Raw genomic sequence first — 7,973 nt, forward strand, 5'->3', positions numbered from 1 at the left:
TATCTATTACGATTCATAGCCATTAGGGTTTTGAGACTGCCAGCGCCATGAATCCATAGCCATGTCATCAATGGTACGAGTTGCCTTCCAACCAAGTTCGCGCTGTGCTTTTTCTGATGTCGACCAATACTCGGCGATATCACCGGCCCTTCTTGGCACAACAACGTATGGGATTTCCCTGCCGACAGCTTTTTCAAATGCGTGTAGGACTTCCAATACACTCGTTCCTCTCCCCGTACCGAGGTTGTAAATATGTAATCCTGCCTGCTGACTAACCACTTTCAGTGCAGCCACATGCCCATCCGCTAAATCCATAACATGGATATAATCACGCACACCTGTTCCATCAACAGTAGGGTAATCGTTTCCATAAATAGACAATTTTTCTCGTCTGCCAACGGCGACTTGAGCAATATAAGGCGTTAGATTATTCGGTATACCTTGCGGATCTTCCCCCATCAAACCTGAAGGATGGGCACCAACTGGATTGAAATAGCGTAATAAGGTCACAGACCAATTTGGTTCGGCGATCACCAAATCGGATAAACAGCGTTCAACCATGTATTTACTTGTGCCATACGGGCTTTGTGTATTGCCAGTTGGAAAGTTTTCTGTAATAGGCACCGTATCCGGTTCACCGTAAACAGTCGCGGAGGAGCTAAAGATGATACGATGTACGCCAGCACGCTGCATACATTTGGCTAGCACCAAGGTGCCATTAACATTCACATCATAATATTCGAGTGGTTTTTCTACCGACTCTCCAACGGCTTTTAACCCCGCAAAATGGATCACTGCGCTGATTTTATGTTCAGAGAAAAGACGGTTTAACAGAGATTCGTCACGAATATCACCTTGATAAAAAAGCGGGCGCACTGCGGTTAGCTTTTCAATACGATTGAGCACTTCCTCTTTCGCATTGCACAAATTATCAATAATGATTGGAGCAAACCCAGCTTGGATCATCTGCACACACGTATGGCTACCAATATACCCCATCCCCCCTGTGACAAGCACTTTTGTTGGCTGCATCGTTTACCCCTTGATTCTATTAAGGATATGAAAATTCACTTTGCAAAGTATAGCAACGGGCTAATACCTTATTCTGTGATCTATCTCGCGATAGTGTAAACGTTTACACAAATAACCTCAATAAGGGGCTTTTCAGAGGCGAAGAGCAATGCATTTTCAATATGTTCAACACCGGCCACATAGTGAAACAGTTTGTGAAATAAAGCACGATTGAGATATAAAGAGGCTTAATCAGGAAGATAGTTTGAAGAAAAAACCGAAAGCGAGGCCCTTTCGGTTATTTTTCTATTGGCGATTTTCAACTAATGAATACATTCTTTATCGTATGGATCTAAGTGAGTCATGACATTGAGGATTTGCGGGTTTTCCATTAATTTATCACGTACATTTACCGCAATTTCATGGCCTGCCACAATCGACATATCACCATCGACCTCTAAATGAACATCAACTAAATAGAAATCGCCCGATTTACGTGTTTTCAAATCGTGAAACCCTTTGATCCCCTCAATGTTTTCAAGCACAGTACGAATTTCTTGCAATGTTTCTTCATCAGCACCTTTATCCATCAGATCTTGCATTGATTGATAAGTAAATTTATAGCCCATGCGGAAAACAAAAGTACCCACAATTAATGCCGCGATAGGGTCAAAAATTTTCAAACCACATAAGCTACCAATAATCCCAATCGCGACAACCAGTGAAGATGCCGCATCTGAACGAGCGTGCCAAGCATTCGCAACCAACATGCTGGAGTTGACCTGATTGGCAACTTTTAACATATAGCGGAAAAGCCCTTCTTTCGCCACCAACGAGACCAATGCTGCGACGAGAGCAATCGTGTGAACTTCTTGGATTAAATCAGGGTCAAGCATTTTTTGTACTGCCGACCAAATCATGCCAACGCCAACAATCAATAAAATAATCCCTAAGATCAATGAAGCACCATTTTCATATCGAAAATGGCCATAAGGATGGTCTTCATCAGGCTTTTTATGACTCTTTTTATTGGCAATTAATACAACAAAGTCAGCAACGAGATCTGATAATGTATGAATACCGTCGGCAATTAACCCTTGAGAATGAGAAATAAAACCAATGATAATCTGCCATATAGAAAGCACCATATTCACAATGACACTGACTAAGGTGCTTTTTTTAGCTGCATGAAACTTTTTCTGCTGAAGAGTAAGCTCATCACCTGTCGTATTTAATATTTTCTCTTTGTCCATAATATATTCTTAATGAAAAGCAAAATAATTATCATTTAATTAAACTTTTTAAATCAATTAGTTATGAAATCCACTGTAAATACTGACATATAATTAAAGAAAAGTCTTGTTATTTAATTGTAGTCTATCGAATTGAATGATAATCGTTATTTTTATTATTTTTGTATTAAATTGAATAGCAGAAAATGATAGTTTTTTTGTTTAAATTACATTGATTTAACAAAAGTTAAATCCTTTATACTATATTAAATCTTAACTGCTATAATGGCTTGAATAAACATATGAATGAGGTGGTTATGTATAATAAAATTTTAGTTCCTATCGACCTATTAGAAGACTCACTTAATCCACAGATCATTAAACATATCGAAGAACTAGCAAAATTAGGCTCACCAGAAATTCATTTTTTATCTGTGATCCCAAGCGCTGAGCTATTTTTTGGTATTGAAGTGACTATCTTACCTGAAAGTCATAAAAACTCGGCAGAACGCTCCGTGCTTGCTCTGAAAGCATTAGAAGACGTGATCAAAGATATTAATATCGCCGGTGAAAGAATTACCTGCAAAATTGGCATTGGCTCCGCCAAAGACGAAATACTCAGTTATGCCGATGATATCGGTGCGAGCTTAATTGTACTCGGCTCTCATCGTCCAAGTGCCTCCACCTATTTATTAGGCTCTACGGCATCAACTATCGTACGCCATGCAAAAACATCTGTCTTAGTTATTAGATAGCCATAAAGGAAAGTGCCACAGCATTAACCGTGGCACTTATAGGATATGTTATTTCTTGACCGAATCGAGCAGTTGATCATCCGTTGACCAAATACGATATTTCACATCCATATCTTTCGGAGCGTAAACTACAATAGGCAATTTGCTGTTATAACGAACAAAAGCATCATCACCAAGTTGCGTAGTCACAAAACGTTCTTTTGCAGGCTCTGAACATGCCATCATCGTTGAAGCGGGCCCTTTAACATCTTCTAACTGATAATAACTATAGCCCCAACCTTCCAGTGTTTTTTCTTCTAGATCGCCCATAAACCATTGACGGTTACAATCTGCTTTAATGGTTTTACCGATCACAAGCTCAACCTGATAATTATCTTCATTCGGTTTTGCTGCCAACTGGATCACATGACGTGTCATGCCATTTTCTGCTTTAGGATAAGGTGCGATCTTTTCTAACTCCCCTGTCGCCATTGCGCAAGACGATACTAAGGCTACTGCCATTACAGATAAAATCGCTTTTTTCATGATAAAATCCTATCAAATGCAATCATATTAATAAAAAATAGAAATCTTTTTACCTAGAGTAAGTGAAAAATACTACAATTTACACCATGGATAATTCTTAATTTCAAAAATAAGAAAATATAACTATCTAATTCAATCCCATCATAGCTAATTTTAGTAGAATGATCATAAATTTGATAAAAACTATGTAAATTCTTCTCTGTTTTAATGCATAAATAATAGACAGTGCTTATACTGGAGATGAGGCTTAAATACATTCTGAGGAGGTACTATGTTATCTACAGAGCAAGATTTAGTTTCAAAGTTAATATCTACTCATCCCCGCTTCCAAAATCTTTATGAAAAACATCATCAGCTCGATAAAGAGATCAGCAAATTAGAAGGCCCTTCCGGTGCTGGTTATAATGAGCATGTTGCTAAGCTTAAAAAAGAAAAATTGCATATAAAAGACGAAATGCAAAAAATAATGCAATCGGCAAATAAAGGTTAATATTCAATTTACTAGGCTAAATAAGTAAGTTTTTATCTTGTTTTTGGTTTAGTTAAACCTTAATTAACAATTTATATTACTCATTTTCTAGTTAATTTTATCTTATTGTTTATTATGGCATAAGTCGTTACTTATGCCATTTTCGGTTTATCTTCTTATCATGCTGACTTTCTATTCCCTCCAATAACATGTATATTAAATGCAATTTATTGTAGATAGATTGAGGTGCACAGATGGTTGGGAAACGTATCCAACGGGAAATAAAAACTATCGAAAAAATGATCCAACTCTACGAAAAGGCACATCCTGCACCGGCTGATTCGCCAGAACAATATAAAAAGCTCTATGCCTATGCAATTAATCGGCTCGAAAAATGCCGTTATGGAGAGCAAAAGCCTGCTTGTAAACAATGCCCAATACATTGTTACCAGCCAAAAATGCGAGAACAAATGAAAATAGTAATGCGCTGGGCTGGGCCAAAAATGTTACTCCATCACCCCATCTTAGCCATCAGACATTTACTTGATGACCGAAAGCCAGTTCCTGAACTCCCTGAAAGAAAACGTAATAGAAATTCATCCACAGATAATTAACCTCTAGATAACTTTTTATTTACATTGTGATGTTCGCTGGGTTTATTAGTTTGCTAAAATATATTGATAATGAGTGTGATGATAATAAAAGAAACAATCATTAAATAATCTTAAAAGCCCCCTTTCTTAACGCCAACTGTTGCCCTATCAATTTATGGCATACTAATTGTCATTTATCGCTTAGCCCCCTAAACACTTGTAAATCTTTTTTAACTCGTCAATAGGTTGCTTCCTCGACAGAGCTTATATCCATTTCATTTGAGTGACGTTTCTCTAAAAATTAGTACCCCATGATAACTAATAATCAAAATCTATGTTTATAGAACTATCAAAAACCATACTTTTAGAAAATATGTTTAATAAATGAGATTTCTATCTCAAATATTGTGTGATTTATGTTATTACGACAAATATTTATTATCGTTACATGTAACAAAATTAATTGATAACATGGCTAACAGATAAAAACATAAAATTTATTTATCAGTACTATATTTTCCGATATTAATAACAATAAAAGCTATCACTATATTTTCCTCCTAATATACAGAAAAAGGTGGCTTACCCCATCTAGATCAAAAAACACCAGAATTGAATAAAACCATTAGATTACTTTTTATGCTACTAAAAACCATTTATCAGTATTAATCACTATACAAAAACAACTAACTAGTTATAAATAACTAAAAAACATCTTTAACAATACTTTTTTCGAGCAAAAAAAGATATTAATTCGGAAAATCAGCATTTGGAAACATTTATTAATATTTAGAATTAATCTGTGACACAAAAAAGGCTGATTTATATAATTTTAATCAATCAGATAAAGATGAATTTATTGTTCATCTAATAAATAGATAAAGGAATTCAACCTTAACTTTACATTAACAAATTCAACATTTAATTAAAAAATTAACACTCAGGATGCGTTATGCAAAATGATAGCAATGTAACTAACCGTCGTATAAAAAGAGTCTTGGTTAATAAAGAGAACCCTTATTCTATTATCGACCAACCTACAAAAGGATTAATTATTATTGAAAAGGGCAGCTTGATATGGGAAAGCCCTACATCAATAGAAACACTACACTGTGGTGATATTCTTTATCACAAACAAGGTTCATATGCTTTAAAAAGCACGGATGATGAGTCAGATTGTGAATTTCTTTGGATATCCTTAGAAGATCAATTTTTACGAGAGTTCATTAATCTTTATGGCAGCCAATTGAGTGAAATTGAACGTACAGAAACCAATAGCTATGATGTGATTAGGTTTACTACATCAACACTCATTGATGAATTAAAAAATAGCTTTAAAGCCATCGTTGACCAACAATACCCTAGATTACTGGTGACATTACGTATATCTGAGTTTCTTTTATTGCTTTCTTATAGTGAACAAGGCTCAAAGCTGCTGGCTAATTTAAGACAACTGAGTAATCGACAAGCAGAACGATTACAGAATTTCATGGAAAATAACTTTTTAAAAGAGTGGAAGCTGGCTGATTTTGCGAAAACATTCGGTATGGGCTTAACAACTTTTAAAGAACTATTTAATGCGGTTTATTCAACCTCACCACGTTCATGGATCAGCGAAAAAAGAATTATGTATGCACATCAATTGCTTGTAAATACTCAAATGAGTATCGTTGAAATATCAATGGAAGCAGGCTTTTCAAGTCAATCTTATTTTACACAAAGCTATCGTAAGCGTTTTGGGTATACGCCAAGTAAATCAAGATCACCGACTCACTGATGTGATGATTTAGATTATTTCTAAAAAATACATTTGCCCTGTCAGTTATAGATATGTGTGCATTGCCCTATATACTGACAGAAAGGCAGATAATAATTAGCTAAACGCCTGCCCTTCCCTAACTGAATTGCTCTCAATTCGATGGTTCTAATCTCTATTTCAGTGGTTTTTCAATAATGGATAACGGAAAAAATTTCAGTACTTATGCAGGGACGATAACAAAAAAGGCCGTTTACTAAATTAGTAAAACGGCCTTTTTTAACTTTTTGATTATGGTTATTTAGCGCTGATAATTTTCAAATCAATAATCGACATTGAGTTTGGCGGAATGACCCCAGGTATTCCATCGACACCATAACCACCTTCTGGCTTAATATAAACCTTAACCATACCCCCTTCTCCCGCTTTCTCAACAAAGGAGTTCAACGGTGCGGGTAGTTCACTATAAGGCAATGTGACAGGCTCTTGATCCTTATACAGTACCGTCAGAGTTCCATCAGTAAGCTGTTCTCGCATAATAAATGTGATATTTTTCTTCTGCACATTGGTAATTGGCTTACCTTTTTGCAGGATTTTATAATACGTAAAGCTATCAAGCTTACTGTATTTCTGCTTAGTGATTTCCTCAATTATACGTTGATTACGCTTTGCATTCGCTTGAGCAATTGCCTTTAGCTCTTTTTGAGACAGTTGCTTTTTAGGTGCTCCCATAATCGATGTAGAGCCACTCGGCGCTATTTTCGCTTTTAACTTGTCATTTTCATCTTGAAGCTGCATGACTTTTTTATTTAACTCCATGATCTGAGCTTTAAGCGCTTCATTCGAAGTTAATGACATTTGCTGCTTCAATTCAGCTTCTAGTTTCTTCAATTGATCTTTAGCTGTTGCTAACTCTTTTTGCAAATTAGCACTGTCAGCTAACTGTTTTTTCAGTTTTTCTAACTCAGTATTCTGAGATTGATATTTATTATCAATTCCTTTTAGCTTCTCAGCATCCAGTTTTAATGCACTGATTTGTTTGTTCGCCTCGACTAACTGTTTATCAATTTCAGCCGCTTTTTTCTCTTTAGTCGTAATATCAGTTTCAAGGCGTTTAATTTGTTGCTCACGCTCTTTAGCTTGTTTTTCAACTTCCGCTTTTTGTGCTTGTAACTGTTTTTGAGCAGCTTTCAATTCAGCTTCTAATGCTTTATGTTGCTCAGTCTGCGCGGTTTGTGCCGTCAACACGGTTTGCAGTTTCGCGGCCTGCTGCTCGTTATCTTTTAACTGCGCTTGTAGCTGCTTATTCTGCTCGGCTAACTGTTTCGCTACGGCCTGTTGCTTCGCCAGCGCTTCGCGTGTCGCTCGGCTATCTTCTTCCGCTTTCTTCAGTACCGCTTCTTGCAATTTTAATAGCGATACTTGCTGAGTAAGCTCAACCGTTAATGATTTCACTTGCTGATCCGACGCTTGCGTCATTAGCTGCTTCTGCTTCTCAATCTCTTTTTGTAACTGAGCGATATCAGTATTCGCTTTTTTCAGTTGAGCCTGAGCGGTAGTGAAGCCTTCTTCTTGCTGCGTTAATTTCGCTTGTAGCTGCTGCTGGGCTTTCTGACTTGCTTCATATTGCTT

Annotated in this window: 8 protein-coding genes; 4 read left to right on the forward strand and 4 right to left on the reverse strand. The window is 36.4% G+C overall.

All coding sequences use genetic code 11. The features are described from left to right. Positions 1 to 6 precede the first annotated feature (6 nt). Positions 7 to 1,032: a UDP-glucose 4-epimerase GalE gene (gene galE, locus PSE69_RS18045; protein WP_004921658.1), complete on the reverse strand. Its 1,026-nt coding sequence runs from the start codon at positions 1,030 to 1,032 to the stop codon at positions 7 to 9. 302 nt (positions 1,033 to 1,334) lie between these two features. Further along, the gene (locus PSE69_RS18050; RefSeq protein WP_014656378.1) at positions 1,335 to 2,264 is read right to left on the reverse strand and encodes a cation diffusion facilitator family transporter; all 930 of its coding nucleotides are present in this window, start codon (positions 2,262 to 2,264) and stop codon (positions 1,335 to 1,337) included. Between the two features lie 296 nt (positions 2,265 to 2,560). Here PSE69_RS18050 and PSE69_RS18055 point away from each other — a divergent pair, with 296 nt between their 5' ends. Continuing rightward, the gene (locus PSE69_RS18055; RefSeq protein WP_014656379.1) at positions 2,561 to 2,998 is read left to right on the forward strand and encodes a universal stress protein; all 438 of its coding nucleotides are present in this window, start codon (positions 2,561 to 2,563) and stop codon (positions 2,996 to 2,998) included. 48 nt (positions 2,999 to 3,046) lie between these two features. Here the strand turns inward: PSE69_RS18055 and eco are convergent, their stop codons facing one another. Continuing rightward, entirely contained in the window at positions 3,047 to 3,523 is a 477-nt protein-coding gene (gene eco, locus PSE69_RS18060) for a serine protease inhibitor ecotin (protein WP_004921671.1), read from the reverse strand. Positions 3,524 to 3,794: 271 nt separating this feature from the next. On the opposite strand from eco, the gene PSE69_RS18065 reads away from it, so the two are divergent. From PSE69_RS18065 to PSE69_RS18075, 3 genes are all read left to right on the forward strand, one after another. Next, positions 3,795 to 4,013, forward strand: coding sequence for a DUF465 domain-containing protein (locus PSE69_RS18065; RefSeq protein WP_004921673.1), 219 nt, complete (start codon positions 3,795 to 3,797; stop codon positions 4,011 to 4,013). A 233-nt stretch (positions 4,014 to 4,246) separates the two neighbouring features. After that, positions 4,247 to 4,606, forward strand: a complete 360-nt coding sequence (locus tag PSE69_RS18070) for a nitrous oxide-stimulated promoter family protein (protein WP_004921676.1) — start codon at positions 4,247 to 4,249, stop codon at positions 4,604 to 4,606. Between the two features lie 931 nt (positions 4,607 to 5,537). Further along, on the forward strand, positions 5,538 to 6,362 hold the full coding sequence (locus PSE69_RS18075; RefSeq protein ID WP_004921678.1) for a helix-turn-helix transcriptional regulator: 825 nt from the start codon (positions 5,538 to 5,540) through the stop codon (positions 6,360 to 6,362). Positions 6,363 to 6,638: 276 nt separating this feature from the next. Here the strand turns inward: PSE69_RS18075 and PSE69_RS18080 are convergent. Continuing rightward, a partial coding sequence (locus PSE69_RS18080) for a hypothetical protein (RefSeq protein WP_272572148.1) occupies positions 6,639 to 7,973 on the reverse strand: 1,335 nt, incomplete at its 5' end.

Origin of the sequence: Providencia sp. PROV122 (assembly GCF_028482365.1) — a bacterium.
GTDB lineage: Bacteria > Pseudomonadota > Gammaproteobacteria > Enterobacterales > Enterobacteriaceae > Providencia > Providencia stuartii.

Coding starts and splice junctions, on each gene's coding strand:
- galE (WP_004921658.1), bottom strand. CDS start 1,032: ATGCAGCCAACAAAAGTGCTTGTCACAGGGGGGATGGGGTATATTGGT.
- PSE69_RS18050 (WP_014656378.1), bottom strand. CDS start 2,264: ATGGACAAAGAGAAAATATTAAATACGACAGGTGATGAGCTTACTCTT.
- PSE69_RS18065 (WP_004921673.1), top strand. CDS start 3,795: ATGTTATCTACAGAGCAAGATTTAGTTTCAAAGTTAATATCTACTCAT.
- PSE69_RS18075 (WP_004921678.1), top strand. CDS start 5,538: ATGCAAAATGATAGCAATGTAACTAACCGTCGTATAAAAAGAGTCTTG.
- eco (WP_004921671.1), bottom strand. CDS start 3,523: ATGAAAAAAGCGATTTTATCTGTAATGGCAGTAGCCTTAGTATCGTCT.
- PSE69_RS18055 (WP_014656379.1), top strand. CDS start 2,561: ATGTATAATAAAATTTTAGTTCCTATCGACCTATTAGAAGACTCACTT.
- PSE69_RS18070 (WP_004921676.1), top strand. CDS start 4,247: ATGGTTGGGAAACGTATCCAACGGGAAATAAAAACTATCGAAAAAATG.